15 protein-coding genes and 1 pseudogene are annotated in these 21,839 nt (G+C 60.4%); 13 read left to right on the plus strand and 3 right to left on the minus strand.

The features are described 5' to 3' along the window. The first annotated feature begins 932 nt into the window (after window positions 1–932). From LB577_RS29535 to LB577_RS29545, 3 genes are read left to right on the plus strand one after another with little or no spacing between them, the layout of a single operon-like run. Entirely contained in the window at window positions 933–2,147 is a 1,215-nt protein-coding gene (locus tag LB577_RS29535) for a glycosyltransferase family protein (protein WP_224689982.1), read from the plus strand. A gap of 1 nt (window position 2,148) precedes the next feature. Next, window positions 2,149–3,393, plus strand: a complete 1,245-nt coding sequence (locus LB577_RS29540) for a glycosyltransferase (RefSeq protein WP_224689983.1) — start codon at window positions 2,149–2,151, stop codon at window positions 3,391–3,393. Next, entirely contained in the window at window positions 3,390–4,538 is a 1,149-nt protein-coding gene (locus LB577_RS29545) for a glycosyltransferase family protein (protein WP_224689984.1), read from the plus strand. The genes LB577_RS29540 and LB577_RS29545 overlap by 4 nt, the downstream gene beginning before the upstream one ends. Here LB577_RS29545 and LB577_RS29550 read toward each other — a convergent pair. Next, window positions 4,516–5,202, minus strand: coding sequence for a class I SAM-dependent methyltransferase (locus tag LB577_RS29550; protein WP_224690001.1), 687 nt, complete (start codon window positions 5,200–5,202; stop codon window positions 4,516–4,518). The genes LB577_RS29545 and LB577_RS29550 overlap by 23 nt on opposite strands. A gap of 263 nt (window positions 5,203–5,465) precedes the next feature. On the opposite strand from LB577_RS29550, the gene LB577_RS29555 reads away from it, so the two are divergent. From LB577_RS29555 to LB577_RS29565, 3 genes are read left to right on the plus strand one after another with little or no spacing between them, the layout of a single operon-like run. Beyond that, complete coding sequence (locus LB577_RS29555; protein ID WP_224689985.1) at window positions 5,466–8,180, plus strand: ABC transporter transmembrane domain-containing protein; 2,715 nt, start codon at window positions 5,466–5,468, stop codon at window positions 8,178–8,180. Between the two features lie 35 nt (window positions 8,181–8,215). Beyond that, on the plus strand, window positions 8,216–8,662 hold the full coding sequence (locus tag LB577_RS29560; protein ID WP_023767387.1) for a cyclic nucleotide-binding domain-containing protein: 447 nt from the start codon (window positions 8,216–8,218) through the stop codon (window positions 8,660–8,662). Between the two features lie 7 nt (window positions 8,663–8,669). Next, the gene (locus LB577_RS29565) at window positions 8,670–9,524 is read left to right on the plus strand and encodes an MBL fold metallo-hydrolase (RefSeq protein ID WP_224689986.1); all 855 of its coding nucleotides are present in this window, start codon (window positions 8,670–8,672) and stop codon (window positions 9,522–9,524) included. Between the two features lie 15 nt (window positions 9,525–9,539). On the opposite strand, the gene LB577_RS29570 is transcribed toward LB577_RS29565, so the two are convergent. Both LB577_RS29570 and LB577_RS29575 read right to left on the minus strand, forming a co-directional pair. Continuing rightward, complete coding sequence (locus tag LB577_RS29570) at window positions 9,540–10,316, minus strand: polysaccharide deacetylase family protein (RefSeq protein WP_023767389.1); 777 nt, start codon at window positions 10,314–10,316, stop codon at window positions 9,540–9,542. Beyond that, the gene (locus LB577_RS29575; RefSeq protein ID WP_224689987.1) at window positions 10,313–11,401 is read right to left on the minus strand and encodes a glycosyltransferase family 4 protein; all 1,089 of its coding nucleotides are present in this window, start codon (window positions 11,399–11,401) and stop codon (window positions 10,313–10,315) included. The genes LB577_RS29570 and LB577_RS29575 overlap by 4 nt, the downstream gene beginning before the upstream one ends. Before the next feature lie 75 nt (window positions 11,402–11,476). On the opposite strand from LB577_RS29575, the gene LB577_RS29580 reads away from it, so the two are divergent. The 7 genes and pseudogenes from LB577_RS29580 (at window position 11,477) to LB577_RS29610 (ending at window position 21,818) form a co-directional block, all read left to right on the plus strand. Continuing rightward, entirely contained in the window at window positions 11,477–12,655 is a 1,179-nt protein-coding gene (locus LB577_RS29580; RefSeq protein WP_224690002.1) for a DUF3095 domain-containing protein, read from the plus strand. Window positions 12,656–12,767: 112 nt separating this feature from the next. Beyond that, a pseudogene (locus LB577_RS29585) lies at window positions 12,768–14,115 on the plus strand (nucleotide sugar dehydrogenase). A 237-nt stretch (window positions 14,116–14,352) separates the two neighbouring features. Continuing rightward, a complete protein-coding gene (locus tag LB577_RS29590; protein WP_031258066.1) occupies window positions 14,353–15,693 on the plus strand; it encodes an adenylate/guanylate cyclase domain-containing protein in 1,341 nt (446 codons plus the stop codon). A gap of 155 nt (window positions 15,694–15,848) precedes the next feature. Further along, window positions 15,849–17,744: an ABC transporter ATP-binding protein gene (locus LB577_RS29595; RefSeq protein ID WP_224689988.1), complete on the plus strand. Its 1,896-nt coding sequence runs from the start codon at window positions 15,849–15,851 to the stop codon at window positions 17,742–17,744. 26 nt (window positions 17,745–17,770) lie between these two features. Next, entirely contained in the window at window positions 17,771–19,639 is a 1,869-nt protein-coding gene (locus LB577_RS29600; RefSeq protein WP_411969355.1) for an ABC transporter substrate-binding protein, read from the plus strand. A gap of 2 nt (window positions 19,640–19,641) precedes the next feature. Then, window positions 19,642–20,640: an ABC transporter permease gene (locus LB577_RS29605; protein WP_023767396.1), complete on the plus strand. Its 999-nt coding sequence runs from the start codon at window positions 19,642–19,644 to the stop codon at window positions 20,638–20,640. Continuing rightward, window positions 20,637–21,818 (plus strand): ABC transporter permease, encoded by a 1,182-nt coding sequence (locus LB577_RS29610; RefSeq protein ID WP_224689990.1) that lies wholly within the window; start codon window positions 20,637–20,639, stop codon window positions 21,816–21,818. The genes LB577_RS29605 and LB577_RS29610 overlap by 4 nt, the downstream gene beginning before the upstream one ends. Window positions 21,819–21,839: the final 21 nt, after the last annotated feature.

Genomic DNA, 21,839 nt, shown 5'->3' on the forward strand with positions numbered 1-21,839 from the left:
AAGACATTGTTGTCAAAACGCGTCCTCCCCGGTACCGAACAAGGTTGGATCCCGGTTCCTCTCTTAGCTGTAGGACGAACCTCCAGGCCAAAGATGAGCTGTCCACGGCTATCGGCGATTCCGCGAGTGACAGAGAATGGCAGGCGCCCTTCGGTGCACTACACCGGGCGAGTAGACTTGCGGGCAAGCGTAGTGATGCGCTCCCGGATTGGCATTGCAGCAATGAGGGCAAAACGCACCATGCGGCCAACGAATGACCTCCAAATGCTGGCGGGCCCCCTCGGCGTCGTGGTAAATTGGGCTGGTCATGGTCGAACATTGCGAGATAACTAGAGGCCATTACGATCGACAAGCAACTGGTCTTGCACACCCACCTGCGGGGCGGTGCGTTGCCCGCGCTGACATCCACTCGATTCTTGCTGAAATTCCGGCTAGCTTGCGCGACAGATGACTCAGTTCTGGTCGGTGAACCACAATCAGACGGCCCATCAACAGATTGTTGGGCAGCACCCTTGGTCCCCCAAGACCGAGGACAACGGCGCGCGAAATGAGTTCCACAACAACAATGAACGGTGGGACGATTGGCTACACGGGCTGGAAAGCGCAACTCACCCGCACCGCTCCGACCCAATGGTTTTCGGAGACACCGAAACTTTTTGGAATCAAGAGGGATGATTTCTGCCGATCTTTTGGATACCACGTTCCCCTTCGATCCCTCCCAAAACGACAATCAGGAGTCTCGGCCCCCGCAAGGCGATATTCGCCAATCCATCAAGTTTCCGACTCAGACGATCGGAATGCCTGTCTGGCAGGCATTCCACCGAAGTAAAATATATTGAAAATGGCGACCTTATTTCTCAAAGCTACGGTGGTTTCGAAGCCGGCGCGTCGCTCACGGTCCTTAAGGCGAGAATTCTAAGAGACGTTCAACAATGACCCAGCACGCAGAAAACGCTCGAATTCTCATGTACAGCCACGACACGTTCGGGCTTGGCCACTTGCAGCGCTGCCGGACTATCGCGCATTCGCTCGTCGAGGATTTCCGCGGACTTCAGGTGCTTATCATTTCGGGTGCGACGATCGCTGGCGCCTTCGATTACCGCGCCCGAGTCGACTTCGTGAAGATCCCCAGCGTCATCAAGTTACGCAACGGCGAATACACCTCCCTGGAAAAGGATATCGATCTGCATGAGACGCTGAGGCTGCGCCAGTCGATCATCCGCCACACAGCCGAGACCTTCCGGCCGGATATCTTCATCGTCGACAAGGAACCGCTCGGCCTGCGCGGTGAGATCGAGGATACCCTTTCCTATCTCAAGACGCGTGGAACAACGCTGGTGCTTGGCCTGCGCGAGGTGATGGATGCGCCGCACCTGCTCGAAGCAGAGTGGGCGCGCAGGGATGTGATGCGCAAGATAGGCCTGTTCTACGACAAGGTCTGGGTCTACGGCCCGCCGGATTTCTACGATCCGCTGACCGGCATGGATGTGCCGCCGGCTGTCAGGGCAAAGATGAGTTTTCTCGGTTTCCTGCAACGGAGCCTGCAGCGGAACGAGTTGCCCGGCCACCGGCCCGAGGGCGACTACATCCTGGTGACCACCGGTGGCGGCGGCGACGGTGCCGAATTGATTCACGACGTCCTCGATGCCTATCAGCAGGATCCGCAACTTCAGCACAGGGCGCTGATCGTGCTTGGGCCTTACATGCCGGCCCGCAAGCGCAACAAGCTGCTCAGGAAGGGGTCCAAGATCCCCTACATCAAGATGATCGAGTTCGACAACCGCATGGAAGACCTGATTGCCGGCGCCAAGGCGGTCGTGGCCATGGGCGGTTACAACACCTATTGCGAGATATTATCTTTCGACAAGCCGGCGCTGATCGTGCCGCGCATCGAGCCACGGCAGGAACAACTGATTCGCGCTCGGCGCGCATCCCAACTCGGCCTCATCGAGCTGCTTTTGCCGGAAGAAGCCAAGGACTCCCAGCGATTCGCCGATGCACTGGTGTCGCTGCCGGACCGGTCCCGCCCCTCACAAAGTAATCCGCATCTGACGCTGGAAGGGCTGCCTCATATTTCCGAGATTGTCGCGGAATTGCTCGACCGGCGGGCCGGCCACCACCTATCGGTCGTTGAAGGAATCAACTGACTTGCAACGTCGCAAGATCGTCGTGGTCCTGAAGGGTTATCCGCGGCTGTCGGAAACTTTTATTGCGCAGGAACTGCTCGGTCTGGAACGCGCGGGGTTCGATTTGATACTCGTCGCACTCAGGCGGCCCACCGACGCAAAACGGCATCCCGTGCATGACGAGATCAAAGCGCCCGTCCACTACCTGCCGGAATACCTGCATGACGAGCCGCTACGCGTGCTTCGCTCGCTGCTTGCCTATTTGCCGCGGCCGAGTTTCTGGCGCGCGCTCGGATCGCTCGCCACCGATATCCGCCGCGACTTTTCTCGCAATCGCGCACGCCGCTTCGGGCAAGCGCTCGTGCTAGCGGCCGAATGGCCTGAAGAAGCAGGATGGTTGCATGCGCATTTCGTGCACACCCCGGCATCGGTGACGCGCTACGCCAGCCAGCTTCGTCGCCTACCCTGGAGCTGCTCAGCCCATGCCAAGGATATCTGGACTTCGCCGGACTGGGATTTGGCTAGCAAACTTTCCTCGGCCCGTTGGACAGTCACCTGCACGAAAACCGGCTTCGATCGTCTGAAAAAACTCGCCAACGGCAACTCGTCTGTGCATCTGAGCTATCATGGGCTCGACCTTCATCGCTTCGGCAGTTTCCGCGAGGCGCGAAAACAGCATGACGGCTCGGTGCCGGCCGAACCGGTCATCATCCTGAGTGTCGGACGCGCCGTTGAAAAGAAAGGCTACGATACGTTGCTGGAGGCTCTTGCCCTCTTGCCTGGTGATCTGGCGTGGCATTTCGAGCATATCGGCGGCGGCGAAGAACTGAAACGGCTCAAGGCGCTGGCGCAAAAGCTCGGACTGGATGGCCGCGTCTCCTGGAAAGGCGCGCTGGCGCAGGAGGAGGTGCTCGAGCACTACCGCAGCGCCGATATCTTCGCTTTGGCCTGCAGGATCACCGCGGATGGCGACCGGGACGGTCTGCCCAATGTTCTGGTGGAGGCGGCCAGCCAGCGGCTTGCCTGCGTGTCGACCGATATTTCCGGCGTGCCGGAGCTTTTGTCGTCGGATGAGACCGGATTGCTGGTCTCCTCGGAAAACCCGATTGCCCTGGCACAGGCGCTGGAGCGCCTGATTCGCGATCCTGTACTGCGCGCCCGCCTCGGCGACGCCGCGGAGCAGCGCGTGCGAAGCAAATTCGATCATGTGGCAGGCATTGGACAGCTCAAGGAACTGTTCGAGCGGGAGTGGCGGGCCGCCGAATGAAGCGGCTCTGCGCATTCTTCTATGTCCAGCATCTGCTCGGCATCGGCCATCTCGCGCGCGCCAGTCGCATTGCGGCGGCGCTAGTCGATGACGGGTTTGACGTAACCGTCGTGACCGGCGGAGCGCCGATCGCGGGATTTCCCGGACCGGGTGTTAAATCCGTGACCCTGCCACCTGTCACCTCCGGCGACGAAGGATTTTCCGGGCTTGTCGACCTGCAGGGCAAACCCATCGACGATGATTTCAAGAAACGCCGTTCAGAGATGCTGCTGCAGGCTTTCAGGGATTGCGGGCCCGACATCGTCATTATCGAGGCGTTTCCCTTTGGACGCCGGCAGATGCGTTTCGAACTCTTGCCGCTGATCGAGGCCATCGAAGCGACATCGCCCAGACCGCTTTTGGCGACGTCCGTCCGCGACATCCTTCAGGAGCGCGTCAAGCCTGGCCGAAACGAGGAAACGGTCGATCTCGTCAACAGGCATTTCGACCTTGTCCTGGTCCATGGCGATCCGGCTTTCGCAACCATCGACAAGACATTTCCACTGGCCGGCGCCATCAGGGCCGAGGTCGCCTACACCGGGCTCGTTGCCGCGCCGCCGGCGCAAGCGGCCTGCGAGCATTTCGACGTTCTGGTGTCGGTTGGCGGCGGGGCCGCCGGAAAGAGCCTTGTCAGATCCACCGTCGCAGCGGCGCGCAATGCCGACAACGCCTGGACATGGTGTTTGATCACCGGCCCCAACCTGCCGAAGGAGGACTTTGAGGCGATCGCACGCGATGCCACGCCGGGCCTGTCCATCTTCCGGTTCCGCGAGGATTTCGCCAGCCTGCTGACCGGCGCCCGCCTGTCGGTCTCGCAGGCGGGCTACAACACGGTCTGCGATGTCCTGCGCGCGGGGTGTCGCTCCCTGCTCGTTCCCTTTGCAGCCGGCGGGGAAACCGAACAGACGCGTCGCGCCCTGATGCTCGAAGAACTCGGTCTTGCAACGGTGCTGATGGAACAGGACCTGACGCCTGAAGATCTGGCGCAAGCGATTGACCGGGCGCTTGCAGGACCGCCGCCAGTCGCGCATCGTCTCGATCTGGAAGGCGCCCGTCGCTCGGCGCAAATCCTGCGCGAGCGCTTCAAACAGTTCCGATCAGCATGAAGCGCGTATAATTTTTTGTCGGCAGTTCGCCGGAGAACCTGATCTCCCGCAGCGCCGCCATTGCTTCGAAGGCTGCAAGTGACGCCACGCAGTTGATGTGCGTCGGCTCGCTGAAATAATCGTTCGATTGCAGCAGCACGTTCGTACCCCGCGGAAGCAGGGCAAGCCAGGCGCCGAGATCGGCTATGTGTTCGCAGCTCGTATTGACCACCAGGTCGGGCCGCCCGGCCGCATAGTCGAGGGCGTACATATCTGCCGTCAGCGCCCGGAACCGGTCACCGGCCTCCCGATTGAGGGTCAGGGCGACCGCCGCGACTTCGGGATCGATGTCGATGCTGTCGATCGCCGCTATGTCGAAGCGGGCGTCGTTGAAAAGCATTGCCGGCAATACGCCGTACCATCCACCCAGAACCCATATACGCCCGAACCGGCCGCCGTCGCTTTCGAATAGCTTGTCAAGCGCCCACATCTTGCAGGCGACCTGCTTGTGGTTGAAGGCGTTGGCGATATCGGCCTGCGGATGCTTGGCGATGACGCGCGCCAGCCCGGCCACGAGAGGGTGGTCGACATAGGCGGCAATTCCCCGTGTGAGGTCCAGGGCCTGCTCGTGCCCTTCCAGGCTGGCATTGCGTGGGCCGGCATTGCGTGGTTGCGTGACATCCATCATATTCGTCTTCTATGTTGGGATTTCGGGCGACACAACGCAATCTTGCCTCACGCAAGGCTGTTCGACTTGCGGACGCAACTGTGCCGCAAGCCGTTCCGCCATTGGCCGGTGGCGGAGGAGGCCGATTGCATCTGTCCGGACCATCGGCGCCCATTCGCCTGGCTCGCAGCTTCGAGCTTGTCGTTGGCGGCGAAGACGTTGCCGATACATCATTTGCCAGGTGCCTTCACATCCTGCATCCTTCAAACTGACAGTCGCATATGGAACCCAGCCTAGCCCGCTATATCTGGACGCACACCAGGAAGCAGCAGCTCTGGATATTGATGATCGTCGTGCTTTCGATGATCCCGTATTTCATGTCGTTCGACCTGCCGAAGCTGATCGTCAACGGCCCGATCCAGGGCAAGGGCTTCGAGCAACCGGGCGCGACGCTGCCGTTCATGCGGCTGCACTACAACCTGCCGTTCATTGGCGAGGTGCAGTTCTTCTCCGGTTTTCAGCTCGACCGCACGGCGACGCTGCTCGCGCTCAGCATCGTGTTCCTCTTGCTGGTCGTCATCAACGGCCTGTTCAAACTCTACATCAATACCTACAAGGGCCGCCTCGGCGAACGCATGCTGCGGCGTATCCGCTTCGATCTGGTCGATCGTGTGCTGCGGTTTCCGCCGGTTTACTTCAAGCGGGTGAAATCCGCCGAAGTGGCGACCATGGTAAAGGACGAGGTGGAGCCTCTGGGCGGCTTCATCGGCGATGCCTTCCTGCAGCCGGTGCTGCTCGGCGGCCAGGCGCTGACGGCCATGCTGTTCATCATGGTCCAGAACGTCTGGCTCGGAATGATAGCGGTCGTGATCGTGGCGATCCAGATCGTGCTCATCCCGCGGATGCGGCGGCGGCTGCTCGTGCTCGGGCGTCAACGGCAGTTGACGGCGCGCGCGCTTTCGGGCCGGGTTGGCGAAATCGTCGACGGCATCGGCGCGGTTCACGTCCACGACACGTCAAATTACGAGCGCGCCGACATAGCTGCGCGGCTCGGACTCATCTTCAAAATCCGCTTCGATCTTTACCAATGGAAATTCATGGTAAAGTTCCTCAACAATTTCCTCGCGCAGCTCACGCCCTTTCTCTTCTACATGATCGGTGGGTATCTGGTCATCCAGGGGCGGCTGGATGTCGGCCAGCTCGTGGCCGTGATCGGCGCTTATAAGGACCTGCCCGGACCGATGAAGGAACTGATCGACTGGGATCAGGATCGGCAGGATGTCCAGGTCAAATATCAGCAGGTCGTTGAACAATTCACCGTCGAGGATATGATCGCGCCTGATATCGGGGCATTGACGATCGACGATCCCGCTCCGATGACCAAGCCGCTGTCGGCGATCAGCCTGTCCATAGCCGACGATGGCGGCGCCATGCTCCTCAATCGCATCTCGCTCGAGGTCAATCCGGGCGAGACGGTGGCGCTGGTCAGCACCGCAACAGGCGGAGCGGAGGCGCTTGCGGAAGCTTTCGCGCGGCTGAACTGGCCGGACAGCGGAAGGGTCGCTTCGGGCAGCGACGACCTGCTTGATCTCCCCGAAGCCGTAACCGGCCGGCGCATGTCCTATGCCTCGTCGGATGTTTTCCTGTTTCAGGCAAGCCTCCGCGACAACCTGCTCTACGGGTTGAAGCATGCGCCGCTGACAGCGGTGACTTATGACGGCGCCGCGGCGGACCAGCACCGTTGGAACATCGACGAGGCGCGCCGGTCGGGCAATCCGGATCTCGATATCCGCAGCGACTGGATCAACTATGCCTCCGCCGGCGCTACCGGCCCGCACGACCTCTTCGAAGCGGTGCGCCGGGTGCTCGACGCAGTTCTTCTGTCGCGCGACATTCTGGATCTTGGCTTGCGCTCTTCGGCCGACCTCACGCGCCACACCAAGCTTGCCGAAAGGATCGTCGAACTGCGTGCGGCGCTGCGAACACGGCTGGAAGAAGAAGGGCTGAGCGCGCTGGTGGTTCCTTTCGAACCGGGCGCCTACAACAAGGAAGCGACGATCGGCCAGAACCTGCTCTTCGGCGCCGCCGCCGGCCCCGAGCTGGCTCACAAGGCACTGGCGGCCAATCCCTATTTTGCTTCCGTGCTCAAGCAAGCCGGCCTCGACCGCACCCTTTACGAAATGGGCATGGAGATCGCCGAACAGGCGATCGAGCTGTTTGCCGACCTGCCGCCGGAACACCAGTTTTTCCAGCAGCTCGCCTTCATGAGCGCCGAGGAGATGCCCGCCTACGAAACCTTGCTGCAACGGCTCAAGAATCGTCCCTACGATGCGGTTTCGGAGAACGACCGCGCCATGATGGTCACGTTAAGCTTTGCCTATATCGAGCCCCGGCATCGCTTCGGCCTGCTGACCGACGAGCTGATGGGCAAGATCGTCGCTGCACGCAACCAGTTCTACGAAAACCTGCCGGCCGAGCTGCAGGACGCGATCGAACGCTACGATCCTGCCAAATACATTGCCGCGGCCACGGTCATGGACAATGTCCTGTTCGGGCGTGTGGGCAGCAATCATCCCGACGCGCCTGACCGCATACGCTCCATCGTCTATGACATTCTCGACGAGTTGGGGCTTTATGCCGAGCTTCTGGATGTCGGCCTCGATTTCAATGTCGGCGCCGCCGGCAGGCGCCTGACCGGCGGACAGCGACAGAAGCTCGATATTGCCCGCGCCTTGCTCAAGCGTCCCGATTTTCTCATTCTCAACCGGCCGCTGTCGGCGCTGGAACAGCGGGTGCAGGAAAAGGTGCTGCGAAACGTGCTTGAGGAAGCCAGACGCGACGACCATTCGCCGGCCATTGTATGGGTGGTGACGAATCCGGCAATGGCGACGATGTTCGATCGCGTTATCGTCTTCGATGCGGGTCAATTGGTGGAAGACGGAACACACGAGACACTTTTGGCAGGGAACGGTATCTTCAAGGAACTTCTGTCATAGTCTGGCGGACGCGAATTGTGGGAAGGTTTGCGACAATGCTGCTCAAGGATGAAGTTGGAATGCTGCAACGCGTTCCCTTGTTCTCCGGCATCGAGCCGGCAAAGCTCAAGCTGCTCGCGTTCACATCCGATCGCGTGAATTACGGTGCCGGCGAGATCCTTTTCCGGCAGGGCGACGAGGCGGACGCCGCCTATGTCATCCTTTCAGGCAGGGCGGATATTCTGGTCGATTCCGACAACGGACCGATAAAAGTCGCCGAATTGATGCCAAATTCGATCGTTGGCGAGATCGCCATATTGTGCAACAGCTCCCGCACGGCCACCGTCAGGGCAGCAAGCCAATTGGAAGCCTTGAGAATTCGCAAGGACCATTTCCTGAGGCTTATGAAGGAGTTTCCGGAAATGACCATCGAGATATTGCGGGTGCTGGCCGAGCGGCTAAGCAGTACGACCGCGGACCTTATCGACGCGCGAACCGCCTAGGGCGTACATGGACGACAACATTTTCCTGGTCAGGTTTTGGGGCGTACGCGGCAGCATCGCGGTGTCGGGGCCAGAATTCGCTCGCTATGGCGGCAACACGATCTGCATCGAGATGCGGTGCGGCGAGCATACGCTTCTGTTCGACGCGGGCTCCGGCCTGCGGCCCGCCGGCAAGGCGCTTCGGGCGTCGGGCGTGACCGATTTCGATCTGTTTTTCACTCATTGCCACTACGATCACATCATCGGGTTGCCAGCTTTCAAGCCTATGTATGAACGGGGCATCAAAGTTGCGCTTTGGTCCGGGCATCTCGCTGGACGCATGACGACGCGGCAGATGGTCGATGAATTCATTCGGCCGCCATGGTTTCCGGTGACACTCGGTGTCTGCAGGGCGAGCCTCGACTGCCGCGATTTCGCATCCGGCGACGTGCTTCGTCCGCGCGAAGGGGTGGTGGTGCGAACCGGTAGTCTTACCCATCCGGGTGGCTGCATAGGCTACCGGGTCGAATGGGGCGGCCGCGTCGTAGCGGTGATCACGGACACCGAGCACGAGCCGGGCGAACTCGACCAGGCGGTGCTTCAGCTGATCGAAGATGCCGACCTCGTCATCTACGATTGCACCTACACCGAGGAGGAAATGGAGCGCTACCGCGGTAACGGGCACTCGACGTGGCAACAGGGCGTCAAGCTCTGTGAAGTTGCCGGTGCGCGCGGACTTGCGCTGTTTCACCACGATCCGTCACGCACCGACGATGAGCTGGACGGGATGGAGAGACTGGCCAAAGACAGGTTTGCCGGCGCTTTTGCCGCACGGGATGGCCAGACGCTCAAATTTCCAGTCTCGGTGCACAAAAAGCGCTGAGGTACATTCCTCCGCTTACCCTTTTCCTGGAACAGCTTTAGCGGCGCCGCGCCCGATCAATGTCTTGATCGGAAGCCATGCGCAGGCTTCGGTCCGCGTGGTGATCTCGAACAACCGTTCGAGGAAAAGCCAGGCCGATTCATCATGGACGAGGTGGTGGGTGAGCAGGCCGACCGGTTCGCCGCCGTCGAATGCACGCTGCAATTGCGCGACGATGGCCTGAACCAACAGGCCATGATCGCGGCAGCCGCGCGTGCCATGCCAATCCATGATGTCGACATTGCTGTTGATGACCGCCAGGGCAGCCGGCTTCGGCGGCCCGAAGACCGACAATGCCGTAAATCCTGTCGATCCAAGATCGGATACCACGCCGGCGTCGATCCTGTTCCAGGGTGGCACCAGCATCGGAACGGCACGTGCGGCGTGCAGGCCGGTTACGCGTGACAGCCCGCGACCCAGGTCGTCGAGCACCACCTCGCGTGGCCGATGCGCGCCGAGCTCCTGCTTCTTCTCGCCCTCGGGGGCATGATTTCGGTGCGCCCAGCCATGGACGGCAACGGTGGCATGCGGCGCCTGGTCAAGCCGGACGACAAGCTTCTCGTTGGTCAGGGCCGGAATGACGGCCAGGGTGACCGAAACCGCGAAGTCACCGGTGAGGTCGAGCAACCGATCGAGCGCCAGCGTCGGATCCACGGCGTCATCGTCGCGCAGCCAGAACTCCGCCTTGCGGCCCGCCCGTTGCCGGCGCGCCAGCTCCTCCACCAGGGGCTGCCAGATCGGGTCGGATGTCATGACACCGGGATCTTCTTGAGAAGTTCGGCCAGACGCGCCGCCGCGCCACCGAGGGAGCGTTCTTCGAGAACGAAACGTCTGGCTTGTGCAGCCATGATGGTTCTTTCGTCGGCGCCGGCCAGAAGCCTTTCAATGGCGGAAGCGAACGCCGCCACATCTCGCGGCGGGGTGAGAAACCCGGTCTGGCCATCCCGCACGACCTCCGGCACGCCGGCAATGTCCTGAGCCACCACCGGAAGGCCGGCGGCCTGTGCTTCAAGATAGGCAACGCCATAGGCCTCGCCGTAACCCGGCCAGACGTAGATTCCCTTGGTGTAGAGGACATCCGGCACGGCTGCCGGCTCAATCGCGCCAAGCCATTCGACACGGTCGGCGGACAAGCCGGCGAATTGCGCCTTGACCTCGTCACGGGCAGGTCCATCGCCGACGACCGACAGGGTCCAGGGCAGGTGGCCGATCGACCCGAGCGCTTGCGCCAGCATGCGATAGCTCAAGACCTTGTCGCCCGGGCGCATCATAGCGACGGTGACGAGGCGCGTCGGATAATCCAGTGCAGGCATTTCGTGGAATGCCGATGTGTCGATGAAGGGTGAAAGCATGCCGAAAGCTGCGCCAGGAATGGCATCCGCCAGTCCCTGACGATCCCTTTGGGTGAAGCAGATGTTCAGTGCCGCCTGTTCGATGGCTCGCGCCACCAGCGCCTGGCTATCGGCCCACAAGCCGGCGTTGCGTCGCCTGGAATAGGAGGCTTCCGCCGTCACATAGGGGACAGCAAAGGCCGAAGCCAGCGCGGGCCCGATCAGGTCGGGCGCCTTGTAGTAGGGATGATAGGAGAACCAGAGATCGGGCTTGCCGTCACGGTCCCAAAGCCTTGTCAGTCTCGCGGCTTCGTCTGCGGCCTCGATCTTGAGCGCATCGAAACTTTTCGGCTCCGGCTGGCGTAGATAGAAGCGCAACTCCGATGCCAGTTCGACGCTATGCCCGCCATGCTGCAGCGCCTGGACCAGCATCCGTGCCATCTGGCGATCGCCGGAGACAACGGGATGATTGGGCGACTTCAGCGGCGCGTAGAAGGCAATTCGCATTGCGCGACCCTATCATCGGAAAGCATGCGCAAGTCAAATTTGCAAGCATCATCGACTGCACCTCCAATCAGTGGAATGTGCTATCTGATGCTCATGGAAACAGCTGCCGCCTCGGACCCGTTTGTCGCCTCTCTGCCCGCCTTCGCAAAATTCGAAAGCGTTGCCGACATCGATAACTATCGGCCCCTCCCCGATGGTTGGGCGCTGGCCACCGCCGACATTGTCGGCTCGACCAAGGCGATCGAGACGGGACGCTACAAAACGGTCAATATGGCCGGCGCCAGTGTCATTTCGGCCCTCCTCAACGCGCTGGGTCGGCAAGACCTTCCCTTTGTCTTCGGCGGCGACGGGGCGCTCGTCGCCTTTCCCGGCTCGGCGATGGAGCCCACCCGCAAGGCGCTGGCGGCTGTCCAGAGATGGGTGGCGGACGAACTGCACCTAACCCTGCGTGCCGCAATCGTGCCGATAAAGGATATTCGAGCGCAAGGCCTCGACGTTCGCGTGGCAAGGTTCCAAGCATCCGATGCGGTCTTCTATACCATGTTCGCCGGCGGTGGCGGCAGTTGGGCGGAAGCCGAGATGAAAGCGGGGCGCTACCGCATCGATCCTGCTCCGGCCGGCGCACGGCCGGATCTGACCGGCCTGTCCTGCCGCTGGAACCCGATCGAAACCCGTCATGGCGAAATCGTCTCGATCATAGCCACTCCGGGTTCGTCGCGAGATCTGCGCGGTTTTCAGTTTCTGGCATCCGACATCATCGCCATTGCCGGCAGACAGGAACGCGATGGCCACCCGGTGCCGGTGAACGGGCCGAGTTACAGCTTGCTGCCCGCCGGCCTCGACATCGAGGCGCGGGCCACGGCGCCGGTGGGACGGCGGTGGCTGTCGAAGCTGTGGATAGTGTTCCTGATGGCGCTTACGGCCGTCACCGATAGATATGGCTGGACCATCGGCAGTTTCGATCCGAAGATCTACAAACGCGACGTGGCCAGCAATTCGGATTTCCGGAAATTCGACGACGGCTTGAAGATGACCATCGACGTTGACGCTGATGTGTTGCAACGGATAGAGAACCGGCTGAAACAGGCGGAAGAGGCGGGCATCTGCAACTATGGCCTGCACCGCCAGAAATCGGCGTTGATGACATGCCTCGTCGCCTCGCCGCTGCACCGCGATCACGTTCATTTCATAGATGGTGCCGCCGGCGGCTATGCGATGGCTGCCGCGAACCTGAAGGCAAAGTTGCCGGTCTGATGACAGCTTGCGAGAATCCACTTTCCGCAATATGCCTCGGCCATTGGTTCTGTGGGACTGGGAAACCGCGCATGGCACCGGCCATCCTGTCCCAATTAACGGGAAAGCAGATTTGGACGCTTCACGATCTTCGGCATATGACCGTCTGCTGAACCGTATCTCGACCCAAGCCGCGCAAGTCGGCGTGATCGGATTGGGCTATGTGGGGTTGCCGCTGGCAATTGCGGTCGCACGCGCCGGCTTCCCCCGTTTTCGGTTTCGACATCGAAGCCCAGAAGGTCGAGAGCCTGAACAGCGGCCAATCCTACATTGAGGCGGTGACGTCGACTGCCCTTGCCGGCCACGTGGCGAGTGGACGGTTCCGCGCCACGGCGGATTTTGCCGAACTGTCAACCTGCGACATCATCATCATCTGCGTTCCGACACCGCTGACGAAGAACCGTGAGCCGGACCTCTCCTTTGTCAGGAACACGACTGGCATCATCGCAAAGCATCTGCGTCTCGGCCACCTCGTCGTGCTGGAATCTACCACCTATCCCGGCACCACCGACGATGTAATCAAGCCCATATTGGAAGAAACCGGCTTGCGGTCGAAGATAGACTTCTTTCTTGGCTTCTCGCCCGAACGCGAGGATCCCGGCAACCGCAACTTTGAAGTCGCGACGATCCCCAAGGTCGTGGCAGGTGACGGCGTTGAAGCGGCGACGCTCGTGCAGGCCTTCTACCAAGGGGTGGTCAAAACCGTCGTTCCGGTTTCCAGCACGGCGACCGCCGAGGCAGTCAAGCTGACGGAAAATATCTTCCGTTCAGTCAACATAGCCCTCGTCAACGAATTGAAGGTTGTGCTCGGCGCGATGGGAATCGACATCTGGGAGGTGGTCGAGGCGGCCAAGAGCAAGCCCTTCGGCTACATGCCTTTTTATCCTGGCCCCGGATTGGGCGGGCACTGCGTTCCAATCGATCCCTTCTACCTGACGTGGAAGGCGCGCGAATATGAACTGCCGACCCGCTTCATCGAGCTGGCGGCAGAGATCAACACTGCTATGCCGCGTCAAGTGGTCGATGAACTTGCCAAAGCGCTGGACCGGCGCTGCGGCAAGGCGCTCAGCCGCTCGCGCATTCTCATCATCGGGCTCGCCTACAAGAAGAATGTGCCCGACATCCGCGAAAGCCCCTCATTGCGGCTCATCGAACTCATCGAGGAATGGGGCGGCAAGGCGGAATTCCACGATCCGCATGTTCCCGAGATCCCGACCACACGAGAGCATATGGCCATCAGGGGGCGCCGTTCGGTCGAGTTGACCGAGGCGGCGGTGAAGGATTTCGATGCTGTCGTCGTTGCAACCGACCATGACGCGATCGACTATCAGGCCATTGCTGATCATGCCCTTCTGATCGTCGACACACGCAATGTTTTTGGGCGTCTCGGGCTGCTCCGAGAGACGGTGGTGAAGGCCTGACAGCGCCCCAGCCGGCAACTTTTTGCGAATGTCAGGAACGTGATTGCACTCCGGCCGCAGCTTCGCCACATAAAGCCGCAAGGCATGAATGCGGTTAAGCCTGTTCCTTGGTTGCAACGACAGTCATTCGGTAATTCCTTCGCCTTTGCCGCCGCACGCGACCGTTGACCTAGGGTATCTTTGGGTCTCTGGCGGACTGTGTTATGGCGGATCGAAGTCGACGGGTTTCGAGGTGGTATGAGCATGGCGCGAGCAGAAATTTCCACAATTCTCATGGATAAGGTTGCCGACTGGCTTACTCAGTCGGCGCTGGCGGGCGACGAGCTGGAAACATTGGTAAAGGGGTTTTGCGAGCGGCTGGCTGCTGCCGGCCTGCCGCTGAAGCGGGTGCATTTGAGCTTTTCGATGCTTCATCCGCTCTATGACGCGCTTGGCTTCACCTGGCTTCGCGGCCAGGGCATGGAAGTGGAAGGCTTCCGCAAAAAGGACGGCGTTCACTCCGACAGGTTCCTGACCAGCCCATACTACCATCTGCTCAGCAACAAGCTCGACCATCTGCGGCGTCGTCTCGACCCGTCGGTCCCCTCGGAATTTCCTGTCTTCGATGAACTCAGGCTTATGGGCGTGACCGATTACATGGCTTTCGTCCATCCCTTCAACGGCAATACCAGTCAGGGCATGATCGGGTCCTGGTCGACCGACAGTGCTTCAGGTTTCAGCGACAGCATGATTTCGGCGCTGCTGCGTATCCAAAACCATCTCGCCATCGCAACCAAAATGGCGGTGCTCACCAAGCTGGCCGACAACATGATGACCACTTATCTCGGCGGCGACGCCGGCAGACGTGTGCTGGACGGCCAGATCAAGCGCGGCGAGGGCGACACAATCCGGGCCGCACTGGTCATGGCCGATATGCGCGGGTCGACACGGCTTGCCGAAACTTCGGGCCGCGAAATCTACATCGACACGCTGAACCAGTTTTTCGACGCCATTGCTGCCCCTTTCAATCGCAAAGGCGGGCAGATCATGAGTTTCATAGGGGATGGCTTCATTGCCGTCTATCCTTGCGAAAGGCATCGCTCGCAGTCCGAGATCGCCTGCCAGGCGGCTCTGGCGGCAGCGCACAAGGCCACCGCGCGCATGATGGAGCTCAATCTGCGACGAAAGGAAAAAGGGTTGTCCGACATAAAATTTGGCATCGGCCTGCATGTCGGCAACGTGATGTTCGGCAATGTCGGGCTTACCGACCGGCTCACATTCTCTGTGTTTGGCTCGGCTGTAAACGAGGTCCAGCGTCTCCAGACCCTGACCAAGAAATACCCGCACCGCGTTCTCGCCAGCAAGGACTTCGCGAGCTATTGCGGCGCCAACAGCTGGCTGACGCTCGGCAGCGAGGAACTGGCGGGGCTCAAGCAGAAGCTGACGGTGCTTTCACCCGATCTGTCGGGCGCTCTCGCACTCGATGAAGAGGGTGCGCTGGAGGCGATTTACGACCGGAGATCGGAGGCAGAGCAGGTCATGCTGCTTCATCGCGATGCCGCACGGCTGTCGCCGGGCGACCCGAGGAAGCTCCAGTAGCCCGCCCCCATCTGATCCGAACGCCTTGTTGGTGTCCGGTCGCCCGATTCGCCACCGGCAACCGTTTCGAATCCAAGTTGCTCTAAGCCTGCAATACGCTAGTCTCGCATTCTGGTCTGCCGCCCGGCAGGCCGGCAAACTGGGCCGGTGTAAGCATGAATTCGGGCGTTGATCTACTGCGGGTCGAAGATGTTGGCATCTCTTTTGCCATTATCGGGGGACCCTTGCATGCCGTCAGGCGGGCAAATTTTCGCGTCCTTCCCGGCAAGGTTACCGCGCTTGTCGGCGAGTCCGGTTCCGGAAAATCAGTTCTCAGCCAGGCAGTGATGGGCATTTTGCCGAACACAGCCCATGTTCGTGGTCGTATCCTATTTTCCGATCCTGAAAAGCCCGGCACGACACAGGATATCCTGCAGATGCCGCGCGATGGACCCGAAATCCGGGCGTTGAGAGGCAGCCGCATCGGCAAGATCTTTCAGGAGCCGATGACATCGCTTTCGCCGCTGCACACGATCGGCAACCAGGTCAGCGAATCCCTGCAGATCCACACGCCCATGCCTCGGGCAGAGCGCAGGGCGCGGACCGAGGAAATGCTCAGCCTCGTCGGCTTTCCCAATCCCAAGCGCGCCTATGACATGTATCCGTTTGAACTTTCGGGAGGATTGCGTCAGCGCGCCATGATCGCCATGGCGCTTATCTGCCGGCCCGCCCTGTTGATCGCCGACGAGCCGACGACGGCGTTGGACGTCACCATCCAGGCGCAAATCCTGCAATTGTTGCGCGAGCTTCAGAGCAAGCTGAATATGGCGATGCTGCTGATCACCCACGATCTGGGCGTGGTCGCGAATGTCGCCGACGAGGTGGTCGTCATTTACCATGGCGAGATCATGGAAGCGGGACCTGTCGAGGCGATATTCCGCCGGCCAGGTCACCCTTACCTGAAGGGCCTTATGGCAGCCGTTCCGCATTTCGACCTGAAGCCTGGTGAACGGCTAAAGGCGCTGCGCGAGGTGCCGGTGAATGTCGAGAACCTGCTTGGCAAACAGACGGCGCCGGCATCGAAGGGGCCGCACGACATCCTGCTATCGGTCAGGGATCTGACAAAAACCTTCACCATCCGCAAGTCGGGATGGTTCGGCGGCGATCATCAAACGCCTGTTCGCGCCGTGGACGGCGTGAGCTTCGATATCATGCGGGGTGAGTGCCTGGGTCTGGTCGGCGAAAGCGGCTCCGGCAAAACCACCGTCAGCAAGATGCTCATGCGAGCTGTCACGCCTAGCGGCGGCTCTGTGCTTTTCAATGGCCGCGATGGACCGATCGATGTGTTGGGAGGCGACAGAGGCGCCCTGCGCCTGCTGCGCGCGAAAATCCAGATGGTCTTTCAGGATCCGGTTTCATCGCTTTCACCTCGCATGACGGTGGAGAACATCTTGAGCGAGCCGTTGGAAATCCATCAACGAGGCAATGCCGCGTCCCGACTAGCCACGGTGAAGAGCCTTATGCAAGCAATCGGGCTCGATCCGCGTTTCATCAAGCGCTATCCGCACAGTTTCTCCGGTGGGCAGCGGCAGCGTATCGGCATCGCGCGCGCGTTGGCGCTGGGGCCTGAACTGCTGATCTGCGACGAGCCGGTTTCGGCGCTCGATGTCTCTGTCCAGGCGCAGATTCTGAACCTCCTGAAGGACCTGCAGAAGGAACTGGGCCTGACTTACCTATTCATCTCCCACAACCTCGCTGTGGTGGACTACATGGCAGACCGCATCGCGGTGATGTGCGGCGGGCGTATCGTCGAGCTTGCGCCGCGCGAAATTCTGCTCAGGAAACCGGTCCATCCCTACACGCGCTCACTGGTCGCCGCAGTGCCGTTTCCCGATCTCGACAGGCCGATGGATTTCAAGACGCTGAAGCTCAGCGGTGCTTCCGACAGGAGCGCATGGGGACCCCAATTCCGCGACGAGGGCGACGAGGATGTGCTGTCGCCGCTCGACCTAGGCGGCGGCCACCTCGTGCTGGCCCGACGTTCGGCCCATGTCAGCGAGCTACGGCCTTGATCAGCCGGCGCACCGTCCTTGGGCTCATGGCTTCGGCATTTGTGCCGGGCACGTTACGCGCAGGCGATCTCGAGCCGGAGTTTCTTCAGCCGCAGCTGAAGGCCAGGGCGCTGCCGGCACTCGCCGAACGCCTGCCCAAGAGTCCGCGCGTATTGAATCTGGCTGCGATGGGCCGACAACCCGGCCAGTATGGCGGCACGCTGCGCACGATCATCGGCAGCCAGAAAGATATCCGGATAATGACGATCTATGGGTATGCTCGCCTGGTCGGCTATGACGAAAAGCTTAACATGCAACCCGACATCCTCGAAAGTTTCGACGTAGCGCATGATCGTGTCTTCACATTCAAGATGCGGGAAGGACATAAATGGTCTGACGGCAGCCTGTTGACGTCGGAAGATTTCCGCTATTGCTGGGAAGATGTCTGGCTGAACGATGAGCTTTCGCCAGGCGGGCTTGCTCCGGGCCTGATGGCAGATGGCAAGCCGCCACGCTTCGAGATCGTCGACCCGTTGACGGTCCGCTACAGTTGGGAGGCGCCAAATCCCGACTTCCTGCCCAAGCTCGCTGCTGCCTCGCCGCTATCGCTTGTTCTGCCAGCCGCCTATCTCAAGCAGTTCCACAAGAAATACCAAGATCCGTTCCGGCTCGCCGGCCTAATGACGGAGAACCGGGTCCAGAAATGGACGCTCCTGCATATCCGCATGTCGCGGCAGTATCGCCCGGAGAACCCGGAGTTGCCGACGCTCGATCCCTGGCAGAACCGGACCAAGCCGCCGGCTGAGCAGTTCATCTTCGAGCGAAACCCGTTCTTTCATAGAATAGACGAGAATGGCAGGCAGTTGCCCTATGTTGACCAGTTTGTCTTGAATGTCAGCTCGTCGGCGATCATTTCCGCCAAGACCGGTGCGGGTGAGAGCGACCTGCAAAGCATGGGCATCGACTTCGCTGATTACTCGTTCCTGAAGGATACGGAGAAGCGTTACCCGGTGAAGATGCATCTCTGGAAACGCACACAGGGTTCCCGGCTGGCGCTGCTGCCCAATCTGAATTGTGCCGACCAGGTATGGCGTAGCCTTTTTCGTGACGTGCGCGTGCGCCGCGCCCTTTCCCTCGCTGTGGATAGGCGGGAGATCAATTTGGCTGTATTCTACGGATTAGCGCGGGAAAGTGCCGATACGGTTCTGCCGGAGAGCCCGCTCTACCGGCCGGAATTCGCGAAGGCCTGGGTCGCCCATGATCCCGACCAAGCCAACGCGCTGCTCGACGAGGTCGGGCTTCAAAAACGCGACGATGATGGCCTGCGTGTACTTCCCGATGGACGCCCGGCGCAGATCATAGTGGAAACGGCCGGCGAAAGCACGCTGGAAACCGACGCGCTCGAACTCATCACCGATCACTGGCGCCAGATCGGCATCGCCCTGTTCGTCCGGACTTCGCAGCGCGACATCTTCCGCAGCCGCGCGCTTGGCGGCCAGATCATGATGTCAATGTGGTCGGGCATCGACAATGGCGTGCCGACCTCCGACATGAATCCGTACCAGTTGGCCCCCACCATCGATGACCAGCTGCAATGGCCGCTGTGGGGCGCTCACTACCTGTCTCGTGGCACGCTCGGTGAGGCGCCCGATCTTCCGCCTGTGGTCGAGTTGGTGGCTCTGCTCAAGCGCTGGAACGCATCGACCGAGGCCGCGGAGCGCGCCGAGATCTGGAATTCAATGCTGTCGATCTATACCGATCAGGTGTTTTCGATCGGCACGGTGAATGGAACTCATCAGCCGGTTCTGGCGTCCTCACGGCTGCGCAATCTGCCTGACAAGGCGCTCTACGGCTATGACCCGACCGCCTATTTCGGTGTCTACATGCCCGATACATTCTGGCTTGGAGAGTCCTGAGCGTGTTTCGATATATTGTCTGGCGCATCGCTGTGATGGTACCAACGCTGCTGATCATATCGGCGCTGGTGTTCACGATCATCGAGCTTCCCCCAGGCGATTACTTCGACAGCTATGTTTCCGAGCTTCGGGCCCAGGGCGAAGCGGTAGATTCCGACCGCATCCAAATGATGCGGAAGGAATATGGTTTCGACCAGCCGCCGGTCATTCGCTATTTCTACTGGGTCGGCGGGATGCTGCACGGCGATTTCGGCTATTCCTTCGAATATGAGCTGCCGGTTCGCGACGTCGTCGGGGACCGAATGTGGCTGACCGTGCTGGTTTCCTTCGTCACGATCATCTTCACCTGGCTCATCGCCTTTCCGATCGGCATGTACTCCGCCACACATCAATACAGTTGGGGCGACTACGGCCTTACTCTGTTCGGGCTTCTCGGCCTGGCCATTCCGAATTTCATGCTGGCGCTGATCCTGATGTATTTCGCCAATATCTGGTTCGGCACCTCCATCGGTCATCTCATGGACCCGCAATATCTCAGTGAGCCGATGAGCTGGGCCAAGGCGAAGTCCATCCTCGCCCATCTGTGGATCCCGGTCTTGATCATTGGCACCGGTGGCACGGCAAGCATGATCCGGCGGCTGCGCGCCAATCTGCTCGATGAGCTTCACAAGCAATATGTCGTGACCGCGCGCGCCAAAGGCCTTCATCCCTTCAGGGCGCTCGTCAAATATCCGCTGCGCATGGCGCTAAATTTCTTCATTTCCGACATCGGCTCTATCCTGCCGGCCATCATCTCCGGTGCCGAAATCACCGCGATAGTGCTGTCTTTGGAAACGACGGGGCCGATGCTGATCAGAGCGCTGCAAAGCCAGGATATGTATTTGGCAGGGTCTTTCCTGATGTTCCTTGCCTTTCTGACCGTGATCGGTGTCCTGATTTCCGACCTGGCGCTGGCGCTGCTTGATCCACGAATTCGCTTGCAGGGCGGCAGCACCAAATGAACAAGCAATCGCCCCTGCCCGCTCCGGGTGCCCCACTGCAACACTATGTTTCCATCGCGCCCTTTGACCTGCAGTCTGTGGAGGCGATGACGGCGGAGCAGTCGAAGGTCTTTCAGGCGTCGCAGTTGCGGCTGATGTGGTGGAAATTCCGCCGGCACCGGCTTGCCCTTGCATCCGGCATATTTCTGGCAGCGCTCTATTTCGGGATACTGATCTGCGAATTCCTGGCGCCCTACAATCTGCACACGCGCAACATGGACTACATCTATTCGCCGCCGCAGCGGGTACACCTGTTCCACAACGGCCAGCTTGTCGGGCCATTCGTCTATGGTCGCCAGATGACGCTGGATATGGACACACTCAAGCGCAACTACATCGACGAACTGGATGATGTTCAGCGGATTCGCTTCTTCTGCAAGGGCGACAGTTACCGGTTCTGGGGCCTCGTCGAAGGTGACAGGCATTTCTTCTGTCCTGCCGAAAACGGCCAGCTCTTTCTGGCCGGCACTGACAGGCTGGGGCGCGATGTGCTCTCGCGTATCATCTATGGCGCACGCATTTCACTGACAATCGGCCTTGTCGGCATCAGTTTCAGCTTCCTGCTCGGCATTGTCATAGGCGGACTGGCTGGGTATCACGGCGGTATCTTCGACCTGATCGTTCAACGGATAATCGAAGTTCTGCAATCGATCCCCAGCATTCCGCTATGGCTGGCTCTGGCGGCGATCATGCCGATAACCTGGAGTCCAATCCTGATCTATTTCGGCATCACCGTCATCCTCGGGCTGCTCCACTGGACCGGGCTGGCGCGGGCCGTGCGTTCAAAGCTTCTGGCTTTACGCGAGGAGGACTACGTTCTGGCCGCGCAATTGATGGGCGCCAGCAGCAGCCGCATTATCCGGCGGCACCTCATTCCCGGCTTCATGTCGCATTTGATCGCGACGGCGACGATCTCCATACCCGGCATGATCCTGGGCGAGACGGCGCTGAGCTTCCTTGGGCTGGGCCTGAGGCCACCGACAACCAGTTGGGGCATCCTGCTAACCGAGGCGCGCAGCGTCAGCGTGATCGCGTTCTATCCATGGCTGCTTTTGCCGATGTTGCCCGTTGTTCTCGTCATCTTGGCGTTCAACTTCCTTGGCGACGGCTTGCGGGACGCGGCAGACCCATACAAATGACATCGCCTATTCCGACGCCCG

Source organism: Mesorhizobium sp. B283B1A, from assembly GCF_020165735.1.
Classification (GTDB): Bacteria; Pseudomonadota; Alphaproteobacteria; order Rhizobiales; family Rhizobiaceae; genus Mesorhizobium; species Mesorhizobium opportunistum.

What these genes read in the sequence shown, in the direction of transcription:
- LB577_RS29535 (WP_224689982.1), top strand. Translation starts at nt 933, where the DNA reads ATGACCCAGCACGCAGAAAACGCTCGAATTCTCATGTACAGCCACGAC.
- LB577_RS29545 (WP_224689984.1), top strand. Translation starts at nt 3,390, where the DNA reads ATGAAGCGGCTCTGCGCATTCTTCTATGTCCAGCATCTGCTCGGCATC.
- LB577_RS29550 (WP_224690001.1), bottom strand. Translation starts at nt 5,202, where the DNA reads ATGGATGTCACGCAACCACGCAATGCCGGCCCACGCAATGCCAGCCTG.
- LB577_RS29555 (WP_224689985.1), top strand. Translation starts at nt 5,466, where the DNA reads ATGGAACCCAGCCTAGCCCGCTATATCTGGACGCACACCAGGAAGCAG.
- LB577_RS29560 (WP_023767387.1), top strand. Translation starts at nt 8,216, where the DNA reads ATGCTGCTCAAGGATGAAGTTGGAATGCTGCAACGCGTTCCCTTGTTC.
- LB577_RS29565 (WP_224689986.1), top strand. Translation starts at nt 8,670, where the DNA reads ATGGACGACAACATTTTCCTGGTCAGGTTTTGGGGCGTACGCGGCAGC.
- LB577_RS29570 (WP_023767389.1), bottom strand. Translation starts at nt 10,316, where the DNA reads ATGACATCCGACCCGATCTGGCAGCCCCTGGTGGAGGAGCTGGCGCGC.
- LB577_RS29575 (WP_224689987.1), bottom strand. Translation starts at nt 11,401, where the DNA reads ATGCGAATTGCCTTCTACGCGCCGCTGAAGTCGCCCAATCATCCCGTT.
- LB577_RS29580 (WP_224690002.1), top strand. Translation starts at nt 11,477, where the DNA reads ATGTGCTATCTGATGCTCATGGAAACAGCTGCCGCCTCGGACCCGTTT.
- LB577_RS29590 (WP_031258066.1), top strand. Translation starts at nt 14,353, where the DNA reads ATGAGCATGGCGCGAGCAGAAATTTCCACAATTCTCATGGATAAGGTT.
- LB577_RS29595 (WP_224689988.1), top strand. Translation starts at nt 15,849, where the DNA reads ATGAATTCGGGCGTTGATCTACTGCGGGTCGAAGATGTTGGCATCTCT.
- LB577_RS29600 (WP_411969355.1), top strand. Translation starts at nt 17,771, where the DNA reads ATGGCTTCGGCATTTGTGCCGGGCACGTTACGCGCAGGCGATCTCGAG.
- LB577_RS29610 (WP_224689990.1), top strand. Translation starts at nt 20,637, where the DNA reads ATGAACAAGCAATCGCCCCTGCCCGCTCCGGGTGCCCCACTGCAACAC.